This is a genomic window from Paenibacillus silviterrae (genome assembly GCF_030167925.1).
In the GTDB taxonomy this organism is placed as follows: Bacteria; Bacillota; Bacilli; order Paenibacillales; family NBRC-103111; genus Paenibacillus_G; species Paenibacillus_G silviterrae.
Genome location: NZ_JASKUT010000001.1, coordinates 4,164,347 through 4,186,870 on the forward strand (window position 1 = coordinate 4,164,347; position 22,524 = coordinate 4,186,870).

At 52.5% G+C, this 22,524-nt stretch carries 14 protein-coding genes, 9 tRNA genes and 2 rRNA genes; 23 read left to right on the forward strand and 2 right to left on the reverse strand.

Annotated features, from left to right (window positions below):
- Positions 1-25 precede the first annotated feature (25 nt).
- From pcrB to QMO62_RS19230, 14 genes are all read left to right on the forward strand, one after another.
- Positions 26-721, forward strand: a complete 696-nt coding sequence (pcrB, locus tag QMO62_RS19165) for a heptaprenylglyceryl phosphate synthase (protein ID WP_284643391.1) — start codon at positions 26-28, stop codon at positions 719-721.
- A gap of 40 nt (positions 722-761) precedes the next feature.
- A complete protein-coding gene (pcrA, locus tag QMO62_RS19170) occupies positions 762-3,077 on the forward strand; it encodes a DNA helicase PcrA (protein ID WP_284644983.1) in 2,316 nt (771 codons plus the stop codon).
- A gap of 38 nt (positions 3,078-3,115) precedes the next feature.
- Positions 3,116-5,131: an NAD-dependent DNA ligase LigA gene (gene ligA / locus QMO62_RS19175; protein WP_284643393.1), complete on the forward strand. Its 2,016-nt coding sequence runs from the start codon at positions 3,116-3,118 to the stop codon at positions 5,129-5,131.
- Positions 5,132-5,504: 373 nt separating this feature from the next.
- Positions 5,505-7,039 (forward strand): 16S ribosomal RNA (locus QMO62_RS19180).
- Positions 7,040-7,138: 99 nt separating this feature from the next.
- Positions 7,139-7,214, forward strand: a tRNA-Ala gene (locus QMO62_RS19185).
- A 224-nt stretch (positions 7,215-7,438) separates the two neighbouring features.
- A 23S ribosomal RNA gene (locus tag QMO62_RS19190) occupies positions 7,439-10,347 on the forward strand.
- Together the 16S and 23S rRNA genes with 9 tRNA genes alongside form the textbook arrangement of a ribosomal RNA operon.
- Positions 10,348-10,486: 139 nt before the next feature.
- A tRNA-Ser gene (locus tag QMO62_RS19195) sits at positions 10,487-10,574 on the forward strand.
- 10 nt (positions 10,575-10,584) lie between these two features.
- Positions 10,585-10,658: transfer RNA gene (locus QMO62_RS19200), tRNA-Met, on the forward strand.
- Between the two features lie 10 nt (positions 10,659-10,668).
- Positions 10,669-10,744: transfer RNA gene (locus tag QMO62_RS19205), tRNA-Val, on the forward strand.
- A 13-nt stretch (positions 10,745-10,757) separates the two neighbouring features.
- Positions 10,758-10,830 (forward strand) — tRNA-Thr (locus tag QMO62_RS19210).
- Positions 10,831-10,848: 18 nt separating this feature from the next.
- Positions 10,849-10,925, forward strand: a tRNA-Asp gene (locus QMO62_RS19215).
- 23 nt (positions 10,926-10,948) lie between these two features.
- Positions 10,949-11,024, forward strand: a tRNA-Phe gene (locus tag QMO62_RS19220).
- A 35-nt stretch (positions 11,025-11,059) separates the two neighbouring features.
- A tRNA-Tyr gene (locus QMO62_RS19225) sits at positions 11,060-11,145 on the forward strand.
- 9 nt (positions 11,146-11,154) lie between these two features.
- Positions 11,155-11,227 (forward strand) — tRNA-Lys (locus tag QMO62_RS19230).
- Between the two features lie 69 nt (positions 11,228-11,296).
- Here the strand turns inward: QMO62_RS19230 and QMO62_RS19235 are convergent.
- Positions 11,297-11,602 (reverse strand): MTH1187 family thiamine-binding protein, encoded by a 306-nt coding sequence (locus QMO62_RS19235; protein WP_284643395.1) that lies wholly within the window; start codon positions 11,600-11,602, stop codon positions 11,297-11,299.
- Between the two features lie 98 nt (positions 11,603-11,700).
- Complete coding sequence (locus QMO62_RS19240) at positions 11,701-12,954, reverse strand: nickel-dependent lactate racemase family protein (RefSeq protein ID WP_284644984.1); 1,254 nt, start codon at positions 12,952-12,954, stop codon at positions 11,701-11,703.
- Between the two features lie 424 nt (positions 12,955-13,378).
- Between QMO62_RS19240 and QMO62_RS19245 the strand changes: the two genes are divergently transcribed.
- The 9 genes from QMO62_RS19245 (at position 13,379) to hisG (ending at position 22,508) form a co-directional block, all read left to right on the forward strand.
- Positions 13,379-14,230, forward strand: coding sequence for an NlpC/P60 family protein (locus tag QMO62_RS19245; RefSeq protein ID WP_284643397.1), 852 nt, complete (start codon positions 13,379-13,381; stop codon positions 14,228-14,230).
- 130 nt (positions 14,231-14,360) lie between these two features.
- The gene (locus tag QMO62_RS19250) at positions 14,361-15,497 is read left to right on the forward strand and encodes a PucR family transcriptional regulator (RefSeq protein ID WP_284643398.1); all 1,137 of its coding nucleotides are present in this window, start codon (positions 14,361-14,363) and stop codon (positions 15,495-15,497) included.
- A gap of 90 nt (positions 15,498-15,587) precedes the next feature.
- Complete coding sequence (locus tag QMO62_RS19255; protein ID WP_284643400.1) at positions 15,588-16,712, forward strand: ABC transporter ATP-binding protein; 1,125 nt, start codon at positions 15,588-15,590, stop codon at positions 16,710-16,712.
- A 294-nt stretch (positions 16,713-17,006) separates the two neighbouring features.
- On the forward strand, positions 17,007-17,948 hold the full coding sequence (hprK, locus tag QMO62_RS19260; RefSeq protein ID WP_284643402.1) for an HPr(Ser) kinase/phosphatase: 942 nt from the start codon (positions 17,007-17,009) through the stop codon (positions 17,946-17,948).
- Positions 17,949-17,963: 15 nt separating this feature from the next.
- Complete coding sequence (gene lgt, locus QMO62_RS19265; protein WP_284643404.1) at positions 17,964-18,956, forward strand: prolipoprotein diacylglyceryl transferase; 993 nt, start codon at positions 17,964-17,966, stop codon at positions 18,954-18,956.
- A 17-nt stretch (positions 18,957-18,973) separates the two neighbouring features.
- Positions 18,974-19,627, forward strand: coding sequence for a pyrophosphatase PpaX (ppaX, locus tag QMO62_RS19270; protein WP_284643406.1), 654 nt, complete (start codon positions 18,974-18,976; stop codon positions 19,625-19,627).
- The gene (locus QMO62_RS19275) at positions 19,624-20,130 is read left to right on the forward strand and encodes an acyltransferase (RefSeq protein ID WP_284643407.1); all 507 of its coding nucleotides are present in this window, start codon (positions 19,624-19,626) and stop codon (positions 20,128-20,130) included. Before ppaX ends, QMO62_RS19275 begins: the two co-directional genes overlap by 4 nt.
- Before the next feature lie 509 nt (positions 20,131-20,639).
- Entirely contained in the window at positions 20,640-21,842 is a 1,203-nt protein-coding gene (locus tag QMO62_RS19280; protein WP_284643410.1) for an ATP phosphoribosyltransferase regulatory subunit, read from the forward strand.
- A 15-nt stretch (positions 21,843-21,857) separates the two neighbouring features.
- On the forward strand, positions 21,858-22,508 hold the full coding sequence (hisG, locus tag QMO62_RS19285) for an ATP phosphoribosyltransferase (RefSeq protein WP_284643411.1): 651 nt from the start codon (positions 21,858-21,860) through the stop codon (positions 22,506-22,508).
- Positions 22,509-22,524: the final 16 nt, after the last annotated feature.

The following is a 22,524-nucleotide window of genomic DNA, read 5'->3' on the forward strand; positions in this document are numbered from 1 at the left end:
AGGTAAGAACAAGGAGGATTTCCCTTTGCTGGTGTCGATAGAACAATGGAAGCATGTCTTTAAGCTGGATCCCGACCGCGAGCTGTCCGATGAGGCTCTCGAACGCCTGTGTCTATCCGGGACGGATGCCGTTATGGTCGGAGGCTCGACGGGCGTCACCTTTGAGAACACAGTGGATCTTCTGGCGAGAATCCGCCGCTACGAGGTGCCTTGTATCCTCGAGATTTCCCATCAGGAGGCGATTGTGCCGGGCTTCGACATGTTCCTGATTCCGATCGTGCTTAATAGCGGGGATCCGCAATGGATCGTCGGACAGCATCATCAGGCGCTCAAGGAATATGGGGCCATGCTGGATTGGAGAGAAATTTTCACGGAGGGATATATCGTGCTGAATGAAAACTCCGCGGTAGCTCAGGTGACGAAGGCGCAAACCGAGCTGGATACGAAAGATGTGGAGGCTTATGTGCGTATGGCGGATCGGCTTTTTCGCTGTCCGATCGTTTATTTGGAGTACAGCGGCTCCTTCGGCGATATGAAGCTGGTGGCGAAGGCCAAGGGTCTGCTGCAGGAGGGCCGGTTGTTCTACGGGGGCGGCATTGACACGCCGGAGAAGGCGAAGGAAGCGGCGGCAGCGGCGCATACCGTTGTTGTCGGGAACGTTGTTTATGAAGACCTGGAGCAGGCTCTTGCTACGGTGGAGGCTGTGAAGGCCGCTGTCTAGAGCCGGATTATGGGGAGAGGAAGGAACAAGCACTATGGCAATGAATCAACCGATAGATATTATGAAGGCGATCACGAAGCTGAACCCGCAGCAGAGGAAGGCTGTAGAGACCGTTGACGGACCGCTGCTCATTATGGCGGGAGCGGGGAGCGGCAAGACGCGGGTGCTGACGCACCGGATCGCGTACCTGGTTGCGACGCGGAAGGCAGCTCCTTGGAGCATTCTGGCCATTACGTTTACGAACAAAGCCGCACGGGAGATGCAGGAGCGTGTCAGCGCTCTCGTTGGCCCGCAGGGGCGGGACATTTGGGTATCTACGTTCCACTCCATGTGCGTACGAATTTTGCGTAAGGATATCGGACGGATCGGTTATTCGCAAAGCTTCTCCATTCTGGATTCGGGCGATCAGCTCTCGGTCATCAAGAACTGCATGAAGGAGCTCAACATCGATACGAAGAAGTTCGAGCCGAAGGCCGTTCAGGCGAAAATGAGCGACGCCAAGAATCAGCTGCAGACACCGGATCAGCTGGAGAAGAAGATCGGGGACTATTTTGACGAGATCGTGGCTAAGGTGTACGCCTTATACCAGAAGAAGCTGAAAGCGAACAATTCGCTTGACTTCGATGATTTGATCATGACGACGATCCAGCTCTTTAAGGAAGTGCCGGAGGTGCTGGAGTTTTACCAGAACAAATTCCTGTATCTGCACGTCGACGAGTACCAGGATACGAACAGGGCACAGTATATGCTCTGCCGGATGCTGGCGGATAAGCACAAGCGCATTTGCGTCGTAGGGGATAGCGACCAGTCGATTTATCGCTGGCGCGGTGCGGACATTACGAACATCCTTGATTTTGAGAAGGACTATCCGAACGCTACAACGATCCTGCTTGAGCAGAACTACCGTTCCACCTCGAACATTCTGAACGCCGCGAACAAGGTCATTGGCAACAACATGGGCCGCAAGGCGAAGAACCTGTGGACCGACAAGGGAGCAGGGGAAAAGATCCGGCTGTACCAAGGGGCTACGGAGCATGAGGAAGGCTATTTCGTTACAAGTGAAATTAAGAAAAATGTAGACAAAGGCCGGCGCTACAGCGATCACGCAATTCTGTATCGAACGAATGCCCAGTCCCGGGTGATCGAGGAAATTTTGATCAAATCGGACATTCCGTATCAGATCGTAGGAGGCATCAAGTTCTATGATCGCAAAGAGATCAAGGACATCCTCGCCTACCTGCGTCTGATTTCCAACCCGGATGATGACATCAGCTTCGCACGGATTGTCAACGTGCCGAAGCGGGGCATCGGGGATACAACGGTAGACCGCATTGCAGAAATGGCCGGCCGTTATGGCGTGTCCATGTTTGCGATGCTGGAAAATGCGGATATGATAGATATAACGGCAAAGGCTCGGGGGGCGCTGTATGAGTTCCGCGACATGATCGAGAACCTTCACCGGATGGTCGAGTACTTGTCCGTGACTGAGCTGACGGAGAAAATGCTGGAGCTGTCGGCCTACCGTGACGAGCTGAAGCGTGAGAAGACGCTCGAATCCGAAGCGCGTCTGGAGAACATCGACGAGTTCCTGTCCGTGACGCAGGACTTCGAGAAGCGCAATGAAGATAAGTCGCTCGTTTCCTTCCTGACGGATCTCGCACTGATCGCGGACATCGACTCGATGAACGACGATCCGGAGGAGAAGGCGAAGAGCGGCGTCACGCTCATGACCATGCACAGCGCCAAGGGCCTCGAATTTCCGGTCGTGTTCATCATCGGCATGGAGGAGAGCGTGTTCCCGCACTCCCGGGCGCTGATGGACAACGAGGAGCTCGAGGAGGAGCGTCGCCTCGCCTACGTCGGCATTACGCGCGCCGAGGAGGAGCTGTTCCTCACGTGCGCGGGCAGCCGCACGCTGTTCGGCCGGACGGCGTCCAACGCGCCGTCCCGGTTCCTCAGCGAGCTCCCGACGGAGCTCGTCGAGGCCACGCGGCCGGGCGGCTTCGCCGGCCGCAGCGCCGGCGCCTTCGGCGGCGGCGGAGACCGCCGCTTCGGCAGCGCCGGCGGGTTTGGCGCGACTAGCGCCGCGGGCAGCACCGCAGGTGCCGCCACGGCCGGCCGCGCGCCGATGTTCCGCAGCCCCGCCGGTGCGGGGGCTGCACCTGCTGCCGCGGCCTCCGGCGGGGCCGCGGTCAGCTACGCCATGGGCGACAAGGTCTCCCATGGCAAGTGGGGCACGGGCACCGTGGTGGCGATCAAGGGCTCGGGGGACGATACCGAGCTGCAAATCGCCTTCCCGGCCCCTACCGGCGTGAAGCGTCTGCTGGCGAAGTTCGCGCCGATTACAAAAGTGTAACCTTATTTTATTGATTCAGGAGAGGGGACGGAAGCCCAATGTCCAATGCTTTGGATACCATGAAAGCCCTCATCGAAGAGATTAACCAGCATAATTACAATTATTATACGCTTGATAAGCCGGCCATTACCGATGCGGAGTGGGATGCTCTGTACGATCGGCTGGTGCAGCTGGAGAAGGAAACCGGCACCGTGCTTCCGAACTCGCCTACCCAGCGGGTGGGCGGGGAGCTGCTGCAGGGCTTCGACGAGCATCGGCACTTGGCCCGGCTCTGGAGCCTGGATAAGGCGCAAAACCATGACGACCTCATGGCCTGGTACAATCGCGCCGTGAAGCTCGTGAACGATTATAACGGACGGCATCCGGAGAACCCGCTACCTCCGCTTTCTTTCGTGCTGGAGCTCAAATTCGACGGGCTGACGCTGAATCTGACCTATGACGGCGGCGAGCTGGTCCAAGCGGCGACACGCGGAACCGGGGCTATCGGCGAAGGCATTCTGGCGAATGTCAAAACGATCAAGTCCATCCCGCTAACTATCCCATACAAGGACGGAATTCTTGAAATCCAAGGCGAAGGCATAATGAACCTGTCGGTGCTGGAGGAGTACAACAAGACAGCGGCGGAGCCTCTGAAGAACGCGCGCAACGCAGCGGCAGGCGCTCTCCGCAACTTGAATCCGAAAGTAACGGCTGAGCGCCGCCTGAATGCTTACTTCTATAATGTAGGTTATTCGGATAACATCCAGTTCACGAACCATCAAGAAATGGTGCATTTCCTGGAGCAGAACCGGTTTCGTGTCAGTCCCTATGTCAAATTTTTTGAGGATATCAGCGAGGTTGAGCAGGAGGTGCAGAAGCTGGCGGCGCAGCGGGGCGAACTGGACTTCCTGATCGATGGCCTGGTCATCAAAATTACAGATATGCGTACGCGCGAAGTGCTTGGCTATACCGATAAATTTCCACGCTGGGCGGTAGCCTATAAGTTCGAGGCGGAAGAAGCGGTCACGAGCATCGTGGGCGTCATCTGGAACGTGGGCCGCACGGGCAAGGTCACACCGGTAGCTCAAGTAGAGCCGGTCGATATTGCCGGAGTAACCGTTAGCAATTGTACGCTCAATAACATGGACGACATCGAACGGAAAAATTTGAAGAACGCCCTCGGCAGCCTGGTGTACATCCGCCGCTCCAATGACGTGATTCCCGAGATTCTCGGCAAAGTAACGGAGGAGCAGGACGGACAGCCGATTACGGCGCCGACGCATTGTCCTTCTTGCGGTACCCCTGTGGAGCTCCGCGGCGCACATCTGTTCTGTCCGAACAAGTATGAATGCCGTCCGCAGCTGATCGGCCGTATTGCGCATTTCGCTTCCCGCGATGCGATGGATATTGAAACCTTCAGCGAAAAGACCGCAGAGCAGCTCTACGACGAGCTCCAGGTTCGTGACCCTGCAGATCTGTACTACTTAACCTTTGAGGACCTGATCAAGCTGGAGCGCTTCGGCGAGAAGAAAGCTACGAAGCTGATTGCCGCCTTTGAGAAAAGCAAAACCTGCGATCTCGCGGAGTTTCTTTATGCCTTAGGTATTCCGAATACGGGCAAGACGACGACCAAAGTGCTCGCCGATCATTTCCGCAGCTTGGATAAGCTGATGCAGACCACGCAGGAGGAGCTTATCACCCTGCAGGACATTGGGGGTATTGTGGCAGACAGCATCGTCGGCTTCTTCCGCGATCCGGCGATGCAGCGCAGTATTGAGCGAATGCTGGCTGTTGGTGTAACACCTTCGGCTCAAGAGCAGGAGGAGATCGTCCATACCGACAGTCTCTTTTTTGGCAAAACTGTCGTCATCACCGGCTCCTTCACAGCTATGGGTCGGGATGAGCTGACCAAGAAGCTCGAGAAGCTGGGTGCTAAGGTCACGGGCTCCGTTTCCAAGAAGACGGACATCGTCGTTGCCGGAGAAGCGGCCGGCAGTAAGCTTACCAAGGCCCAGGAGCTGGGGATTCGCATCATTGATGATGAAGCCGAGCTTTTAGAACTTATCGGAGAATAACCCTAACGTATCATTAATCGTCCCTGCAGGTGTCTCTGCGGGGACTTTTCATGTTTTTTGGGATAAATAAGAGGAATGGTACGCATTCTAAAATTCAATGCCTGTTGGTCTTTTAGGTGTTTTTTCTGGGCTAAAAAAATGGGGGTTGCAAAGTATAGTCGATTTGTGCTACATTATTGCTTGTCGCCGCGAAAGACAGGTGACGCTGGGAAAAACAAGATGTTGCAAAGTTCGAGTGAAAGTGATAAGATATATTCTTGTCACGACAAAAACAACATCGATGACGAAAGCTCTTTGAAAACTGAACAAATGAGTTCGAATGAACGAAATAAACTAGTCAGCAATGACTTTTGAGCTTTAAATCAACTCAACTTTATTGGAGAGTTTGATCCTGGCTCAGGACGAACGCTGGCGGCGTGCCTAATACATGCAAGTCGAGCGAGGGTCTTCGGACCCTAGCGGCGGACGGGTGAGTAACACGTAGGCAACCTGCCTGTAAGACTGGGATAACTACCGGAAACGGTAGCTAAGACCGGATAGATGGCTTCTCCGCATGGAGGAGCTTGGAAACACGGCGCAAGCTGTGGCTTACAGATGGGCCTGCGGCGCATTAGCTAGTTGGTGGGGTAACGGCTCACCAAGGCGACGATGCGTAGCCGACCTGAGAGGGTGATCGGCCACACTGGGACTGAGACACGGCCCAGACTCCTACGGGAGGCAGCAGTAGGGAATCTTCCGCAATGGACGAAAGTCTGACGGAGCAACGCCGCGTGAGTGATGAAGGTTTTCGGATCGTAAAGCTCTGTTGCCAGGGAAGAACGTTCCGGGGAGTAACTGCCCTGGAAATGACGGTACCTGAGAAGAAAGCCCCGGCTAACTACGTGCCAGCAGCCGCGGTAATACGTAGGGGGCAAGCGTTGTCCGGAATTATTGGGCGTAAAGCGCGCGCAGGCGGTCTTTTAAGTTTGGTGTTTAAGCCCAGGGCTCAACCCTGGTTCGCACTGAAAACTGGGAGACTTGAGTGCAGGAGAGGAAAGTGGAATTCCACGTGTAGCGGTGAAATGCGTAGAGATGTGGAGGAACACCAGTGGCGAAGGCGACTTTCTGGACTGTAACTGACGCTGAGGCGCGAAAGCGTGGGGAGCAAACAGGATTAGATACCCTGGTAGTCCACGCCGTAAACGATGAGTGCTAGGTGTTAGGGGTTTCGATACCCTTGGTGCCGAAGTAAACACAGTAAGCACTCCGCCTGGGGAGTACGCTCGCAAGAGTGAAACTCAAAGGAATTGACGGGGACCCGCACAAGCAGTGGAGTATGTGGTTTAATTCGAAGCAACGCGAAGAACCTTACCAGGTCTTGACATCCCTTTGAATACGGTAGAGATATCGTAGGCCTTCGGGACAGAGGAGACAGGTGGTGCATGGTTGTCGTCAGCTCGTGTCGTGAGATGTTGGGTTAAGTCCCGCAACGAGCGCAACCCTTGATTTCAGTTGCCAGCATTAGGTTGGGCACTCTGAAGTGACTGCCGGTGACAAACCGGAGGAAGGTGGGGATGACGTCAAATCATCATGCCCCTTATGACCTGGGCTACACACGTACTACAATGGCCGGTACAACGGGCAGCGAAGGAGCGATCCGGAGCGAATCCTTAGAAGCCGGTCTCAGTTCGGATTGCAGGCTGCAACTCGCCTGCATGAAGTCGGAATTGCTAGTAATCGCGGATCAGCATGCCGCGGTGAATACGTTCCCGGGTCTTGTACACACCGCCCGTCACACCACGAGAGTTTACAACACCCGAAGTCGGTGGGGTAACCGCAAGGGGCCAGCCGCCGAAGGTGGGGTAGATGATTGGGGTGAAGTCGTAACAAGGTAGCCGTATCGGAAGGTGCGGCTGGATCACCTCCTTTCTATGGAGTCCATGATGGCTGCAGGCCATCGGACAAGCATTATAACATTCGACACTCATTTGTTCAGTTTTGATGGAGCTTTCTTATTAAGTGCTGTACGGGGCCATAGCTCAGCTGGGAGAGCGCCTGCCTTGCAAGCAGGAGGTCAGCGGTTCGATCCCGCTTGGCTCCACCAAATATAATTTTTGACAGCTCTTGAAAGACATCCGTCAATGTGGTAATATAGCTTTCGTTGCTGTTTTTAGCGAAGAAAGTAGTTGTTCCTTGAAAACTGGATATCGAAACAAAGCAAAATGTCGAAACATCCTTGATGTTTTAAAAGCTACTAGCGAAATATGCTGTTTAGGAGTGACTTTGTGCGAAGCACAACGGAACGAAGAAATAGCGTATGGAGCGACAGGTTAAGCTAAAAAGAGCACACGGAGGATGCCTAGGCACCAGGAGCCGAAGAAGGACGTGGCGAACGACGAAATGCCTCGGGGAGCCGTAAGCAGGCTTTGATCCGGGGATGTCCGAATGGGGAAACCCGCGTGAGGTAATACTCACGTACCATGTAGTGAATACATAGCTACATAGGAGGCAGACGAGGGGAACTGAAACATCTAAGTACCCTCAGGAAAAGAAAACAAAAGTGATTCCGTCAGTAGCGGCGAGCGAAAGCGGAACAGCCCAAACCAAGGGGCTTGCCCCTTGGGGTTGTAGGACGTCAATGTGAGTGCAGGTTGGTAGGCGAACAGGTCTGGAAAGGCCGGCCAAAGTGGGTAACAGCCCCGTAACCGAAAGCAACCGAGACTCTAGACGGATCCTGAGTACGGCGGGACACGTGAAACCCCGTCGGAATCCGGCAGGACCATCTGCCAAGGCTAAATACTCCCTGGTGACCGATAGTGAAGCAGTACCGTGAGGGAAAGGTGAAAAGAACCGCGGGAGCGGAGTGAAAAAGAACCTGAAACCGTGTGCTTACAAGAAGTCAGAGCTCGTTAAAGAGTGATGGCGTGCCTTTTGTAGAATGAACCGGCGAGTTACGTTTACGCGCAAGGTTAAGGTGAGAAGCCGGAGCCGCAGCGAAAGCGAGTCTGAATAGGGCGAATAAGTACGTAGACGTAGACCCGAAACCGTGTGATCTACCCCTGTCCAGGGTGAAGGTGCGGTAACACGCACTGGAGGCCCGAACCCACGAATGTTGAAAAATTCGGGGATGAGGTGGGGGTAGCGGAGAAATTCCAATCGAACTCGGAGATAGCTGGTTCTCCCCGAAATAGCTTTAGGGCTAGCCTCGGGTGATGAGTCGCGGAGGTAAAGCACTGATTGGGTGCGGGGCCCGCCAAGGGTTACCAAGTCCAGTCAAACTCTGAATGCCGCAGACTTTAACCCGGGAGTCAGACAGTGAGTGCTAAGATCCATTGTCAAGAGGGAAACAGCCCAGATCATCAGCTAAGGTCCCCAAGTGTGTGTTAAGTGGAAAGGATGTGGAGTTGCAAAGACACCAGATGTTGGCTTAGAAGCAGCCACCATTGAAAGAGTGCGTAATAGCTCACTGGTCGAGTGACTCTGCGCCGAAAATGTAACGGGGCTAAACCACCACGAAGCTATGAGTCCAAATTTTGGGCAGTAGGGGAGCGTTTGTAACAGCAGTGAAGGTTGATCGTGAGGACAGCTGGAGCGGTTACAAGTGAGAATGCCGGTATGAGTAACGAAAAGACAGTGAGAATCTTGTCCGCCGTAAGCCTAAGGGTTCCTGAGGAAGGTTCGTCCGCTCAGGGTAAGTCGGGACCTAAGGCGAGGCCGAAAGGCGTAGTCGAAGGACAACAGGTTGAAATTCCTGTACCACCGTGAACCGTTATGAGCAATGGGGTGACGCAGAAGGATAGTGACGCGGACTGATGGATGTCCGTCCAAGCAGCGAGGCTGGTTAGTAGGCAAATCCGCTAACCGTTAAGGCTGGGCTGTGATGGGGAGCGAAATTCAAGTAGCGAAGGTCATGAGTTCAAGCTGCCAAGAAAAGCCTCTAGCCAGGGAGAAGGTGCCCGTACCGCAAACCGACACAGGTAGGCGAGCAGAGCATGCTAAGGCGCTCGGAAGAACTCTCGTTAAGGAACTCGGCAAAATGACCCCGTAACTTCGGGAGAAGGGGTGCCTCGGTAGGGTGAATAGCCCGAGGGGGCCGCAGTGAAAAGGCCCAAGCGACTGTTTAGCAAAAACACAGGTCTGTGCGAAGCCGCAAGGCGAAGTATACGGGCTGACGCCTGCCCGGTGCTGGAAGGTTAAGGGGAGCGGTTAGGAGCAATCCGAAGCTGTGAACCGAAGCCCCAGTAAACGGCGGCCGTAACTATAACGGTCCTAAGGTAGCGAAATTCCTTGTCAGGTAAATTCTGACCCGCACGAATGGCGTAACGACTTGGGCGCTGTCTCGACGAGAGATCCGGTGAAATTTTAATACCTGTGAAGATGCAGGTTACCCGCGACAAGACGGAAAGACCCCATGGAGCTTTACTGCAGCTTGATATTGGACTTTGGTACGATCTGTACAGGATAGGTGGGAGCCTAGGAAGCCGGAGCGCCAGCTTCGGTGGAGGCGCCGTTGGGATACCACCCTGATCGTATCGGAGTTCTAACCTAGCACCCTGATCGGGTGCGGGGACAGTGTCAGGTAGGCAGTTTGACTGGGGCGGTCGCCTCCTAAAGAGTAACGGAGGCGCCCCAAGGTTCCCTCAGAATGGTTGGAAATCATTCGAAGAGTGCAAAGGCATAAGGGAGCTTGACTGCGAGACAAACAGGTCGAGCAGGGACGAAAGTCGGGCTTAGTGATCCGGTGGTACCGAATGGAAGGGCCATCGCTCAACGGATAAAAGCTACCCTGGGGATAACAGGCTTATCTCCCCCAAGAGTCCACATCGACGGGGAGGTTTGGCACCTCGATGTCGGCTCATCGCATCCTGGGGCTGAAGTAGGTCCCAAGGGTTGGGCTGTTCGCCCATTAAAGCGGTACGCGAGCTGGGTTCAGAACGTCGTGAGACAGTTCGGTCCCTATCTGTCGCGGGCGTAGGAAATTTGAGAGGAGCTGTCCTTAGTACGAGAGGACCGGGATGGACGTACCGCTGGTGTACCAGTTGTCTCGCCAGAGGCACGGCTGGATAGCCAAGTACGGAAGGGATAAGCGCTGAAAGCATCTAAGCGTGAAGCCCCCCTCAAGATGAGATTTCCCAATTTAGTAAGACCCCTTGTAGACGACGAGGTAGATAGGTTCGGGGTGGAAGCGCGGCAACGTGTGGAGCTGACGAATACTAATCGGTCGAGGGCTTATCCTACATTAGACAAATTGCTAGCGAAGACATCTCGTTTGGGAGCGACTTTGTGCGAAGCACAACGGAGTGATAAAATGAGATTGTCGGAGCGTTGTTTCGAATCCAGTTTTTAGGGTGCAACTTGCTGCATCCAAGTGATCTTGGAGAGATACCCAAGTGGCTCAAGGGGACCCTCTGCTAAGGGGTTAGACTGCGTAAGTGGTGCGAGGGTTCGAATCCCTCTCTCTCCGTTTCTCATATGGCGGCGTAGCTCAGCTGGCTAGAGCGTACGGTTCATACCCGTAAGGTCGGGGGTTCGATCCCCTCTGCCGCTACTTATTATATGGAGGCTTAGCTCAGCTGGGAGAGCATCTGCCTTACAAGCAGAGGGTCGGCGGTTCGATCCCGTCAGCCTCCACCATATGTTTATTTATGCCGCTGTAGCTCAATTGGTAGAGCAACTGACTTGTAATCAGTAGGTTGGGGGTTCAAGTCCTCTCGGCGGCACTGTTTTACTTAATGTGTGGAGCCGTGGTGTAGAGGCCTAACATGCCTGCCTGTCACGCAGGAGACCGCGGGTTCGAATCCCGTCGGCTCCGCCATTTATAATCTAATACAAGCATATGGCTCGGTAGCTCAGTCGGTAGAGCAGAGGACTGAAAATCCTCGTGTCGGCGGTTCGATTCCGTCCCGAGCCACCATAGGTTATCCTGCTAAGCAGCGATCACCACAACCTGGAGGCTTAGCGAAGTGGCCAAACGCAGCAGACTGTAAATCTGTTCTCGTACGAGTTCGGTGGTTCGAATCCATCAGCCTCCACCAGTTTGCTTTGAGCCATTAGCTCAGTCGGTAGAGCACCTGACTTTTAATCAGGGTGTCGTAGGTTCGAGTCCTACATGGCTCACTTTTCTATACAAAAATAGCAAGAGACCACCTGGGTGGTCTCTTTTTTGTTCTCTGCATGCAAGAGAAGCTAGCGCAGCTTCTCTTCGACGGATTTAAGCTTTTGCGCCATGGAAGCGGCTTTATCACGCCTGTCATCGATTTTAATCGATGTGCTGACGCGGTTGGCGCCTCGCAAGAAAGGGGCTTCATGCAAACGGCGTACGACGGAAAGAAGAACATCCAACTCACCTTCGATAATAGTGCTCATGGGTGTCATTTGAAATTGGATTGTCTCCGGGGCCTCCTCCAGCAGCCGATGAAGATCCGCGACATAAGAGCTTAAGCTGGTGCTCGCCGTCCCAATGGGGATGACTGTAATTTCAATAATCGCCAATGCCTTTTCTCTCCCCTAATCCCAAAATGAAGTTATGTTGCCAATAGATCCTATCTAAGAATAGAGCCAAAAAAGCAACATTACAAGACAAGTCTGCGTTAAATAGATACCTGCCCTGCAAAAGTTAATGAAGCATACGGCATGATTCCGACCTTCATCCCAGGCGTAAGTATTGTATCTATCGTTTGCTGAAGGTCCTCTACCGCGTGCAACCCAAGAAGTTCGGGTAAATAGCTCGGCAGCGACGAATACAGGTAGACCTGATGCTGCAGCAGCAGCTCGTCGATATGCAGTATTTTATGGGCGCCGATAACAAACTGCTCTTTCAGCTTACGAACCATCCAATCCCGGCTCGGCATCGTATCGACCCAATATTGCAAAGTTCCGTTGCCTAGCATTTCACTGCACTGGGCGGCAATGATAATCGTACCTCCCGGCTTTGTAAAAGCGGCGGCATTCTTCATCGATTTAATAGCTTGATACATCTGCTTATCCTTGGGGTCACCTCCCGGAGAAGCAATGACAACATCATAGAGTTCTTCCTCAGTCGGGACTACGAAACGCTGGGAAGCTAAAGCAACACCGGCTCGGTGGGCTTCCATGACGTCGCCCGCAACGGCCTCTAGAACATTCTTATCGATGTCGACGATCGTATTGAGCAAGAAGTGGATCGGCACAAACCGGAGCACCTCTTCCAAATCACGATGAATGGGATTATCGGATTTGCCGGGTTCAGCTTTGTACTTAAGCGAGAGACCGTGATTGTGCTCAATGGTCCGGTGTGAGGCTGTTCCCGGCACCATAGCCTTGACTCCCCCGGAGATGCCGACCAGCGCATGCGGTTCAATATTGCCTGTTGCAATAAGCAAAGGCGCGGTAGCTACAATTCGATTAATTTCCAGCGGCGTGCCTGCGGAAGTGGTCCCAACAAAAACACAGTCCTCCGACAAAGAGGAATGATTATGTACACGGACGCGGCGGTAAATGCTAGACCCGACAAGATGTTCGATTTCCTCCAGGCTATGCTTACGATGGAGGCCCAGTGCAATAACGACATCAACCGCTTCGTCGGGAATGCCGCCGGCATTTAACTCCTCCAGCAGAACCGGAAGCATCAGATGACTTGGGGCCAAGCGACTCCCGTCACTTATGAGAATAACCGCACTTTTTTTACCGTGGGCCAGTTCATTCAATGGCTTACTGCCAATAGGCTGTTTCATGGCTCGCTGTAATACGGAAGGGGAGGAATCCTCCTCGTAAACAGGCTTGTCCCGATAAGTAACCACCTTGGCGGAGACAGATGAGGGAAGCTGGAAGGTTACAGACGCGGTTCCATATCTAAGATGATAAATGGGAGACTTCTCCTCTCTTTTATTCTAACTTTCTAACATTCTTTCCACCAAAAGTGAAAATATCCTTATTACGGTAGGGGTCATTTTTTAAGGCCAATATTATGGTAAGTGAGGGAAATGCTCCTGGTTGATCTTTTAAGACCGGAAGCAGAAGGTGCTCCAACCCCAAAAAGGCCGGTCCTCAAACCTACGAAAATCCAGTAGTGACGCGGCTTATGCACCATACCTACATAATAAATCAATTACAAGTCAAACTCCTTGCTTGGTAGGGGTTTGGCTTATTCTGGTTTCCCTCCCATTAGCTCTCGTATAGAGGAAAAGTTTGAGGAATGCGCACCCGTTTCCTCCCATGGTAATCTGTGAATGCGGGTACAGTGAATACCCAAACATGGAGAATACTACACGAACTGGGAGGAAGCGTTTCATGTTGAAGAAAAGCGCTGTAATTCGTACGGCAGGGCTGACTGCTGCGATGACGGTTATGTTGACAGGGGTTTTTGCGGGCTCGGCCTTTGCCGCCTATGATGATATGGATGCTGTATCCTTGGCTAAAAAGACGGTTGGCAAGGAGTATACCGTCGGCGGGGAAAGCATGAGCAACGGGTTTGATGCTTCCGGTCTGATCCATTATGTATTTGAAAAGATTGATTATAATATGCCTCGTTCCCTGGATGCTCAATACAAGATGAACAAGCCGTTCATAAAAACGCTAAGCAGTGTCAAGCCTGGCGATGTGCTTTTCTTCGGCTCCGGCAGCAGCCCAAGCTTCTCAGGAATTTATATCGGTAATGATAAAATGGTCATGGCGTCCAAAGCGAAGGACGAGGTAATTACTCGTGATGTCGATCTGTATAAGAGTCAGTTTATCGGAGCACGACGCGTACTTAGCAGTGATGACCAGAAGAAAGTCGGCTTGGTGCTGACAGCAAGACAATACTTGGGCACTCCTTATGATTTTGGGGCAAAATATGGGCAAACCCGGACCTTCGATTGCTCTTCCTTTATGAAGTGGATTTATAACAAGCATGGCATTGAGCTCCCTCGTGTATCCCGAGACCAAGCGAAGGAAGGCCGATATGTAAGCAAGAGCAACCTGGAAACCGGGGATCTCGTATTCTTCACAACCAAGGATTCCGGAGGTAAAATCGGACATGTCGGTATGTATGTCGGCAACGGCATGATGATTCATACCTACGGCGAAGGCGGGGTAAAATACAGTACAATCGAAAGCGGTTGGTGGAAGGAGCATTATGTAACGGCCCGCCGCGTTCTATAATTTCGAAGTTATCCGAACCCTGCGAAACGGCAGGGTTTATTTTTTTCCATAAAATTAGATACGGTTGTGATACAATAGAGGTAGTATTCATACGGTGATCACTATTATATAGAGAGTAAGGAGCCTCGGAATGGATTGGGAACAGTTGAGAGAGAAGCTGCAGCAAATTCTGAATGTGCCCGTACAATGGATCCGATGGCCTTGGAGCGATTGGCTTCAGGCCGTAAAGCAAAGTAGTAATCGGGAAGCGGACCAAGCGGTTATGCCGGGTCGAAGCATGGAGCAGGGGGAGAGCCTCTTTTTTCTTGTACAAAAGGAAGGTCAAGAGGCGCATCTATTGCAGCTCCCTTCGGCAGGTGTAACGGCTGTAGAGCGGCAACTGGTTTCATTAACGATAACGTCAGGACTCAAGCGCAGCGGTGACAAGAAGAGTGCAGGCTCAGGTCTTAGCGACGAGGAGCGCAAGGCGGCGCTTGTCCGCGATTGGGTGCGTCAGCAGCAGGAGCTGGGATTCCATCAGGCAGAGATGCCGGACACGCTTGTCTCCCAGATGTCTCTATATTCGAGTAAAATCCCGCTGCTGCTTTACGGTGATTCGACTACTTCCCGCAGGGTGCAATTTCAAGAGCTGAAAAAGCTGCTGGAAAGCTTCTTCGACGCAGAGATCACACTTGTTCCTCTAACGGATAATGAGTGGGTCATTCTTGGTCCGGAAAAGATCCTGTCCGCTGATACGTTGGATGAACGCGATTCCGAGGATGAGGAAAGCTTGGAGGATCAACTTGCCGCGATTGGCTACGGGTTACACGAAATGCTGGAGAGTGAATGGGTGGGAGAGTGCCATCTGGCCATTCATTATCCGATCAAACCGGCCAAATCGTTATACAGCGCGATTCTGCAGCTAAGAGAGACGATCATGCTTGGACGCACTTATCACGTGGGCAGTAATATGCATTTGCCATGGAGCTTGCAGCTTGAGAAGCTGATACATCATATTCCCGAGGCGGAGAAAAGCGGCTTCCTGGAGAGGGTGCTGAAGCGGCTGGATGTGGTGCTCGATTCGGAGACCATGACGACGCTGGAGCAGTTTTTTGCTCTGGATTGCAATGTCAGCGAGACGGCCAAGAAGCTGTATATTCATCGAAACACGCTTTTATACCGACTCGATAAGTTTAAGCAGGAGACGGGTTTGGACGTGCGGACCTTCAACGACGCGGTTCTTGTGAAGATTGCCATGCTATTGTACAAAGTAACGAAAAGGAAGTGATTTTTTTGTGAAGATTGTGCATAGTCATAAGCGTGTCTGTAAGGTAAGATGGATCTATAAGTTGATACTATCTCGTAGGGGGAATGAATCATGGCAGGCGTACGCTTAAACCATATCGTAAAGAAATATCCGGGTGCAGAAGAAGCAACGGTTAAAGATTTCCACTTGGAAATTAAAGATAAAGAATTCTTGGTATTGGTAGGCGCTTCCGGTTGCGGTAAGTCCACAACGCTTCGTATGATCGCAGGTTTGGAAGAAATCACAGAGGGCGAATTGTACATCGGCGACCGTCTTGTGAACGACGTTGCTCCGAAAGACCGCGACATCGCGATGGTGTTCCAGTCCTACGCGTTGTATCCGCACATGAACGTGTATCAAAACATGGCTTTCGGTTTGAAGCTTCGTAAGTTCAAGAAGGCCGATATCGACGCTCGCGTTCGCGAAGCTGCTCGTATCCTCGACATCACTCACTTGCTGGATCGTAAGCCGAAGGCTCTCTCCGGCGGTCAGCGTCAGCGTGTTGCCTTGGGCCGTGCGATTGTCCGTGAACCGCAAGTATTCTTGATGGACGAACCGCTTTCCAACTTGGATGCGAAGCTGCGCGTACAGATGCGTGCTGAGATCGGTAAGCTTCACAAGCGTCTGGAAACAACAATTATCTACGTAACGCATGACCAAACAGAAGCGATGACAATGGGCGATCGTATCGTCGTTATGGATAAAGGGATCATTCAGCAAGCGGCTACACCGGAAGAGATCTATAACTTCCCTCTGAACATGTTCGTTGCGGGCTTTATCGGATCTCCATCCATGAACTTTATTAACGGTACTTTCTCAGAGCAAGGTGGCAGCCTGTACTTCAAGGCTAACGGAGTAAATGTAGAATTGCCTGAAGGCAAAGCAAAGATTCTGCGTGACAAAGGCTATATCGGTAAAGAGGTAGTTATGGGTGTTCGTCCTGAGGATTTCCACGATGAGGCGATCTTCATGGAAGCTTCCCCTAACTCCATCGTGAATGCTCACATTGAAGTGTCCGAGAACCTCGGTCATGAAATGCTCTTGCACTTGACTGGCATCGGTACTCAAGGCGTAGTTGCTCGTGTAGACGGCCGCGCAGGCTTCAAAGAAAACACAAGCGTTAAGCTTGCTATCGACATGAACAAAGTTCATTTCTTCGATAAAGAAACGACTCTGTCCATCTTCGTGAACAACTAATATTATCTTACCCGCCCAGAGACCGTCCGAATAACTCGGACGGTCTCTTTTTGCTTTTTTTTCGCAACATGTTGGACTTGTTCGACAGTCGTAGGATCCTAAGGGTTGGGCCGCGAGTTTTATCCTTCGATCCCATCCATCCACTTTTATTTAAAGGGATCGAAGGATAAGATGTTTGAGTTGAGGCCCACCCTTAGGAATCGGAGACGGAGAAGTAGTCCAACATGCTTGCTTTCCCCGATTAATTCCATTAGGATGAGAATATTGGGATAACAAAAGGAGACGACCTCATCTATGCCGAAGAAGGTAAAAGTATCAGATTTGGTAGCGGAGTTTCATTTGGAGATTATCTGTGGGGAAGGCGGCTTAAAGCGCCCTATTACAGTAGCGGACTTATATAGACCCGGACTTGAAATCGCCGGGTATTTCGAGTTTCATCCGAGAGAGCGCGTACAGATTCTGGGGAAGACGGAGCTAACCTTTTTCGATGGGCTTTCTTCGGATGAGCGTATGGATCGAATGGCCCGACTGTGTAAGCCGGAGGAAACGCCTTGTATTATTTTGAGCCGTGGATTGGAAGCGCCGATTGAGCTATTGGCCGCGGCAAATGACAATCAGATTCCCGTGCTGCGAACAGGGACGGCAACAACGATCTTTACGAGCCGGTTAACAGGTTTCTTGGAGAACCGTCTCGCTCCGACGACAACGATTCATGGGGTATTAGTAGATGTTTATGGCGTTGGTATGCTCATTTCGGGATCAAGCGGGATTGGTAAAAGTGAGACGGCGCTGGAGCTTGTAAAAAGAGGGCATCGATTAATTGCCGACGATGCGGTAGAAATCCGCCAGACGGCCGATCACACTTTGATTGGCAACGCACCGGAGCTGATTCGCCATCTGCTGGAAATTCGCGGAATCGGTATCATCAATGTAATGACGCTCTTCGGTGCGGGAGCCGTGCGCACGGCCAAGAAAATATCCGTCGTGTGCAAGCTGGAAACCTGGCAGCAGGACAAGCAGTATGACCGGCTGGGACTGGATGAAGAGACGACACGCATCATCGATACCGATATCCCATTAGTCACGGTGCCCGTCCGTCCCGGAAGGAACCTTGCGGTCATCATCGAAGTGGCCGCCATGAACTACCGGTTGAAGCGCATGGGGTATAACGCGGCCCTTCAGTTTACGAACAAGCTGACGGAATCGCTCGCCGAGGATATGGATGATATCGAATAAGGGAGGGATGGCGGTATGACGTTAGCAATAGATCCTATCGCAATCGCCTTAGGACCAATCAAGGTTCATTGGTACGGCATCATTCTGGGAACAGCCGTTCTCGTTGGGCTGCTGCTGGCAGTTCAGGAAGGAAAACGATTCAAAATTCCTTCCGATTTTTTCATGGATTTGATTCTTATTGGCGTTCCTTCGGCGATCGTCGGGGCTCGAATTTATTACGTCGCTTTTAAATGGGAAGATTATCGGGATAATTGGTTGGAGATATTTGCCGTCTGGCACGGTGGAATTGCCATCTATGGGGCACTGATCGGGGCGGTCGCAGCAGGCGTCATTTACTCGAGGAAAAAAGGCTACAACTTTTGGCGTATTGCGGATATTTGCGCTCCAGGGTTAATCGTGGGGCAGATGATCGGCCGCTGGGGAAACTTCATGAACCAAGAGGCTCATGGAGGTCCGGTCGATGAAGCATTCCTGCGGGAGACGCTGAATTTGCCGAATTGGATTGTGCAGCAAATGTTCATCGAGGGCACATATTACCATCCGACCTTCTTATATGAGTCGCTATGGAACCTTGTCGGGCTGCTGCTTCTGCTCTGGTTGCGCCGTAGACCGTTTTTACGGGCAGGAGAGCTGTTCGCAGGCTATTTCCTTTGGTATTCCATCGGTCGCTTCTTTGTAGAAGCGCTGCGTACGGACAGTTTGGACTTTACGGGACCGGAGTGGCTTGCAGGGTTTATTAATTGGTTATGGACGCCGATGACGTGGTTCGGCTTTACCCAGGGTACGTTAACATACGGCGGCAATGTGAGAATATCTCAGCTGGTTGCGATCTTGATCTTCTTGGGTGGGATTGCTTTCATAGCGATACGCCGGAAAACAGGGGCAGCATCGGTAAGATATGCGGACCCTATCGTACGCCAAGGCGAAACGGTTATGGAGCCGGAGAACGAAGCCAAGGCTGAGCAGCAGGGCAGCGAGGAAAAAAACGAACGTACAATCGACAGCTAGACAAAGGAGCTTGAAGCATGATTCAAACGGTACTTTTTGATTTGGACGGGACGATAATCGACACGAACGAGCTGATTATTCAATCTTTCCTGCATACGTTCGAAGGGATTGTCGATCCGCCGATGACGCGGGAGTTCATCATCCCAAACATGGGGCGTCCTCTGGTGGAGCAGATGGTGCATTTTTCCGGCCGCGAGCAGGTGGATGATCTGGTGCAAAAATATCGGGAATTTAATGTAACGCGTCATGATGAATTCGTGAAGGAGTTCCCTCACGTGAAGGAGACGCTGGCTGCGCTGCACGCAGCTGGTGTGAAGCTTGGAGTCGTAACCAGCAAAATCCGGCTTACCACCGAGATGGGCTTGAAGCTGTGCGGATTGTATGATTATTTTGGCACGATCGTAACCGTAGAGGATGTGGAGAACCCGAAGCCGCATCCAGAGGGGATTCAGCGGGCCTTGCGCGAGCTCGGCGGAGATGCCTCTTCCGCGGCGATGGTCGGGGACAGCCATTACGATATCGAGGCGGGTAAGAACGCAGGTGTTGTATCCGTCGGCGTGGCTTGGTCCTTGAAGGGAATGGATTACTTGAAGGGCTATGAGCCGACTCATATTATCGATGACATGCGCGAGCTGCTGCAGGTTGTCGGCATTCAAGGTGATGCTCGTTGAGACGAACGGAACGGTACCCGGTAGAAGGGCCGAATTCCTTATGGCAAATGTACAACACGATTTCGAGATGGAAAGCGGTACGAAATTTCGTGTTCATTCAAATTTCAAGGTATGCCCCATCTTTGCCCCTCAAGCGGTGGATTTATCGGCGCGTGTTAGGGATGAAGGTGGGAGAGCATACCTCCTTTGCTTTAATGGTCATGGTGGATGTGTTCTTTCCGGAGCGAATTGAGGTAGGCGAGAACACGATTATCGGGTACAACTCGACGATCCTGACCCATGAGTATTTGATTAAAGAATATCGGCTCGGGAATGTACGGATCGGCTCCCATGTGATGATCGGTGCGAATACGACGATTTTGCCGGGGGTTACCATCGGGGATCATGCTGTGATTGGTGCGGGTTCGGTCGTACATAAGGATGTTGCGCCGTACAGCTTTGTTGCAGGCAACCCTCTGCGGGTCATCCGTGAGGATGTTCGAACAGGATCGGACGAGGGATGACCCGTAGCGGAAAAAGTGAGTGCCGGCGCGGAAAAACCATGGAAAATCCATTGACCGGTCAATGGTTTCCGTGGTAAACTTACGATTACATTCTTTATTTTGGTAGCATGGTAACATATTAGCGAACTAAAGCGAATAAGTTGAGAAGTAAGTTTGCTTGAGGGGCTGTCGCTGGATGCTGCGGGACTCTGCGTAAGGCTTTGGGTAATGGCTGTAAGCTGAGCTCGGAGAAGGTGTTGTTAGAAGTGCGCGCGAAGGTTACCTGTAATTTATACAGTTATATTTCATGCATATTGCCGTTTTTCCGGAAGTAGCGCCCAGGGTCGGGTTGGTCCCGAGAGCTTATAGGAATATCAATAGTGGAAAGTAAGGGTTGGGTGCGAAAAGTGTAACGGCCGCCTTTGGAATCAAGTATATACCGACTCGTTCCATTATGAAAACTTGAATTCAAGCAGCGGCGGAGCATCCCTATTCGTAACGATAATTATAAACGTGGCAGGTGTAGAACAATGTCCAAACCGAAGGTGTTTGAGAAGCCGTCAGGCGTGAAGGATTACTTACCGGAAGCGATCTCGCAGCTGCGCAGGATTGAGCGTAATGTGCTTCAATGCATGGAGCGCTGGGGCTATCGCGAAATTTTAACGCCGACGCTGGAATATTACGACACTGTGGGGGTAGCTAGCTCCACGGAAGATAAGAAGCTGTTCAAGCTGTTGGACCGCAAGGGCACCACACTGGTGCTTCGTTCGGATGTAACTGCTCCGATTGCGCGGGTGGTTTCCTCCCTTCTGAAGGAGGAGACGCTTCCACTGAGACTTTCCTACCACGCGAATGTGTTTCGCGCCATTGAGGCGGAGGCAGGACGCGATGCGGAGTTTTTCCAGACAGGTGTGGAGCTGGTAGGGGATGCCTCCTCGGAATCCGACGCGGAAGTAATCGCTCTAGCGGTTGCCGGCTTGCAAGCGGCTGGAGTGAAGGAATTCAAGATGGCTGTCGGTCATGTGGGTTTCCTGAACGGGCTGTTCCGTGAAACGTTGGCGGATCGTCCGGAAGCGCAGGTTGCGCTGAAGGAATGTCTTCTGGGACGGGACTATGTGGGCTATCGGGAAACGATTCGTCACCTGGGCTTATCCCAAGCGGTGGAATCGGAGCTCGAGGGGATATTACGGCTCCGCGGCGGTCAAGAGATCTGCAGCCAGGCGCGAGAGGTAACGCAGGATCCGACGGCGCAGCAGGCGATTAGCCATCTGTGCGAGGTGTGGGATGTCCTTAAGGCGTACGGAGTAAGCGAGCATGTGGTGATTGATTTAACGATGATTGGGGATTTCTCCTATTATACAGGTATGACGTTCGAAGGCTATGCGGCAGATTTGGGCTTCCCGGTATGCAGCGGCGGCAGGTACGACAACCTCCTATCCCAATTCGGGCGTCCGGCGCCGGCAACGGGCTTTGCATTGAAGACGAATCGCATCCTGGAGGCGGTCAGCAAGTACGGAACGCCGGAAGCGCCATACCGCATCCTTATTGCTTATACGGCAGCACAACGTCAGGAAGCACTGCAAACGGCAGCAGACATGCGTCATCGTGAAGGCGTGATGGTGGAAACGAGGCTGTTAGATGAGGCAGGGAGCTTCCGGGCGGAGCTGCAGCCGGATGAAACGTATCGTGTGAACGGCGTCATTTATCAAGATGTAATAGAGTTCGGCTTGTAAAGGAGGGCGAATCGGATGCAAGACCTATTGAAGGTAGCCATGCCCAAGGGGCGTATCTATAAGCAGGCATCGAAGCTGCTGAGAGAAGCGGGTTACACGATTCCGGAGGATATGGATGATTCGCGGAAGCTGATCATAGCGGTGCCGGAGGCGAACATGGAGTTCATCATGGCGAAGCCGGTGGACGTACCGACTTACGTCGAGTATGGGGTGGCGGACATCGGAATCGTTGGCAAGGATGTCCTCATGGAGGAGAACCGCAACGTGTACGAGCTGCTGGATCTCGGGATCGCGCGCTGCCGCATGTCGGTAATCGGCCTTCCGGACTGGAAGCCGGTATTGAACCCTAGGGTAGCGACGAAGTATCCGAACGTAGCCTCCCAATATTTCCGGGAGCAGGGGCAGCAGGTGGAGGTCATCAAGCTAAACGGCTCGATCGAGCTCGCGCCGCTGATCGGCTTGGCGGACCGAATCGTGGATATGGTGGAAACCGGGACGACGATGCGGGAGAACGGGCTGGCGGAGCACGAAGTGATCTTCCCGATCACAAGCCGTCTGATCGCGAACCGGGTAAGCTACCGGATGAAGAACGAGGCGATTCAAGCGCTGTGCGACAAGCTGCAGCCGGTCATTGCAGCGAAGCTGGAACCAGTTGCGAAGGCCTAGCCTGGCCGATATGGGA